This is a genomic window from Actibacterium sp., assembly GCF_041584535.1.
In the GTDB taxonomy this organism is placed as follows: domain Bacteria; phylum Pseudomonadota; class Alphaproteobacteria; order Rhodobacterales; family Rhodobacteraceae; genus Actibacterium_D.
The window spans coordinates 1-2,658 of record NZ_JBFHDW010000318.1; the positions used below are offsets into that span (position 1 = coordinate 1).

Here is a 2,658-nt window from a genome sequence, read left to right on the forward strand (position 1 = left end):
AAGGATTGCCCAGCTCGTTCAGGAACGCCATCGCCTTAAGCGGTTCGTCCTTATAGTTGATGCCATAGATCGTGACGCCCGAGGCGGCCATTTCTTCAAGCATCGGGTGCTCGGCCCGGCACGGGGCGCACCACGAGGCCCAGAAATTCACCAGCTTGATCCCCGCCGCGCGCAGGTCCTCGTCGGTCACCGGGGCGCCGTCGCCCAACGGCGTGACATTCAGCCCCGGCGCCGGTTTCGAGATAAAGGTCGACGGCAGCTCATTCGGGTTCTCGCGGCTCATGCCGAAATAGAACAGCGCCGCCAGCCCGGCAAACAGCACGGGCGGCAGCAGCATCAGGATCGGAAATTTACGCTTTGCCATTGGGTTTCTGCCGCTCTTCTATCTGTCGCAATTGTCGTTTGATCCGCGCCCCGCGCCACAGGGTCATCCCGATCAGCGCTGCCAGCAGTCCCAGCGTCACCGCATAAGACCCCAGCACTTCGGTCGCGTATTTTCCCAGATCAGGCATCAGGCCATCCTTTCGCGCGCATGCAGCGATTTGATCCGCCGCGACCGGATTTCGGTGCGGGTGCGGGCCAGAACCAGCACGATGAACAACAGAACAAAGCCGATCATGCAGACATAAAGCGGGTTGGAATAAACGTCAGCGACGTGCTCTTCCTTGTCCATCGAGATCGACGCGCCCTGATGCAGGCCCTGGTTCCAGAAATAGACGGCGTAACGGCTGAGCACCGCAAAGACCGAGCCGACCATACACAGAACCGTGGTCAGGTCAGCGGCGGCATCGGGGTTCTCGATCGCCTCCCACAAAGCGATATAACCGATATAGAACAGGAACAGCACCAGAAACGAGGTCAGACGCGGATCCCATGCCCAATAGGTGCCCCACATCGGCTGGCCCCAGATCGCACCGGTAAAGAGCGCGATCAGCGTCATGGTCATGCCAATCGGCGCCGCCGCGCGGGCCGCCAGGGCTGACACATGGTGCCGCCGCACCAGCCAGATCAGCGAGGCCACCAGCATCATGATCCACGCATTGATCGCCATCAGCGCCGCAGGCACATGGATGAACATGATCTTGACCGTGGCGCCCTGCTTGTAGTCATCAGGGGTAAAGAAAAACCCCCAGACCAGCCCGACAATCACCACTGCCGCCGCGACAAATGTCAGCGCCGGCAGCACCTTATCGGTGGTTTCCATGAACTTTCGCGGGTTCGCATATTGCCAGATCGATGCCATGGGCCTGTTCTTACGTCCTTAAAATTCTGCGCTCAACTGAATAGCGCGTGATCTGCCTAACGCAAGTTCACCCTCAGCGCCGCAGCCGCCGCGAAGGGCAGCAAAGCGCAGGTGGCAAGCGTAATTCCGCCGAGCATCAAAGCGGGGGTCGCCGTGGCCAGCCCCTCGGCCCCGCGTTTGACGGTTTCGGCACCGAAAATCAGCGTCGGCACATACAGCGGCAGCACCAGCAGCGACAGCAACAGCCCGCCGCGTTTCAACCCCACCGTCAGCGCCGCGCCGAACGCGCCGATCATGCTTAGCGCCGGGGTGCCAAGCGCAAGGCTGAGCATCAGCCAGCCATAGGCCGGGACCGGCAGGTGCAGCAACGTGCCCAGCACCGGCGCCGCCAGCACCAGCGGCAAGCCGGTGGTGATCCAATGCGCCACCGCTTTCATCGCCACCACGCCCTCCAGCGGGATCGGCGCCGTGGCCAACAGGTCCAGCGAGCCGTCTTCGAAATCCAGTGCGAAAATCCGGTCCAGCGACAAAAGGCAAGCCAGCAGCGCCCCCACCCACAGGATGCCCGGCGCGATCGTGGTCAGGATGCCGCTGTCCGGTCCAACGCCGAACGGCACCAGAATGGTGACGATCAGAAAGAACGCCAGCCCCAGCCCAAAGCCTCCCCCGGCCCGCACCGCCAGTGCCAGATCGCGTTTCAGCAGGGCAATCACAGAAAGGCCTCGTCGAAATCATCCGCCGCCGCGCGTGGCTGGGCGCGGAACGGGGTCAGGTCCAGAACCTCGGCATCAAACCCAAGGTCGATATGGGTGGCAATCAGCGCCGCGCCCCCGCGCGTCAGATGTGCCTGCACCGCGTCGGCGAACAGCTTGACCGAGTCCCGGTCCAGCGACACGGTCGGCTCGTCCAGCATCCAGATCGGCCGCCCCGTCACCAGCATCCGCGCCAGCCCCAACCGCCGCTTTTGCCCGGCGGACAGGTTCTGGGCGTGCCGGTCGGCCAGATCGTTCAGATTGAACGCCTCAAGCGCCGCATCGATCCCCGGCCCGCCAAAGATCTGCGACCAGAACTCAAGGTTCTCGCGCACGGTCAGGGTCGCCTTCAACCCGTCGGCATGGGCGGCATAGGTGATGCTGTCAGGCGGCACTTCGACCCGGCCCGCAAGCGCGGGCTGCAATCCGGCGACGGTGCGCAACAGCGTGGTCTTGCCGATACCATTCGGACCGCGCAGAAACAGCGCCTGCCCGGCGGCCAGCGTAAAGCTGACCCCGTCCAGAACCGGCACGCCACCCCGGGCGCAGGCAAGATCGCTGACACGCATTTCCATGATCATGGGTTAGCCCATTCCCGCCCGGCACGAAAGCCGCAATGCGCCGCTAGACCGGCAGCATCGCCGCGGCGATACGACGCCCTTC

Annotated in this window: 5 protein-coding genes; all 5 read right to left on the reverse strand. The window is 63.6% G+C overall.

Annotated features, from left to right (window positions below):
• The coding region (locus tag ABYW26_RS12975; RefSeq protein WP_372605326.1) for a redoxin family protein at positions 1–364 on the reverse strand (364 nt) is incomplete at its 3' end.
• Positions 351–515, reverse strand: coding sequence for a heme exporter protein CcmD (gene ccmD, locus ABYW26_RS12980; RefSeq protein WP_372605329.1), 165 nt, complete (start codon positions 513–515; stop codon positions 351–353). The genes ABYW26_RS12975 and ccmD, both read right to left, overlap by 14 nt.
• Positions 512–1,243 (reverse strand): heme ABC transporter permease, encoded by a 732-nt coding sequence (locus ABYW26_RS12985; RefSeq protein ID WP_372605327.1) that lies wholly within the window; start codon positions 1,241–1,243, stop codon positions 512–514. The genes ccmD and ABYW26_RS12985 overlap by 4 nt, the downstream gene beginning before the upstream one ends.
• A 56-nt stretch (positions 1,244–1,299) precedes the next feature.
• Positions 1,300–1,956 carry a heme exporter protein CcmB gene (ccmB, locus tag ABYW26_RS12990; protein ID WP_372605328.1) on the reverse strand — a complete coding sequence of 219 codons (657 nt, stop codon included), beginning with the start codon at positions 1,954–1,956 and terminating at the stop codon, positions 1,300–1,302.
• Positions 1,953–2,570 (reverse strand): heme ABC exporter ATP-binding protein CcmA, encoded by a 618-nt coding sequence (gene ccmA, locus ABYW26_RS12995; RefSeq protein WP_372605330.1) that lies wholly within the window; start codon positions 2,568–2,570, stop codon positions 1,953–1,955. Before ccmA ends, ccmB begins: the two co-directional genes overlap by 4 nt.
• Between the last annotated feature and the right edge of the window lie 88 nt (positions 2,571–2,658).

Bases quoted from the DNA above. Each gene is read 5' to 3' on its own strand.
- ABYW26_RS12985 (WP_372605327.1), bottom strand. From the start codon at position 1,243: ATGGCATCGATCTGGCAATATGCGAACCCGCGAAAGTTCATGGAAACC.
- ccmA (WP_372605330.1), bottom strand. From the start codon at position 2,570: ATGGAAATGCGTGTCAGCGATCTTGCCTGCGCCCGGGGTGGCGTGCCG.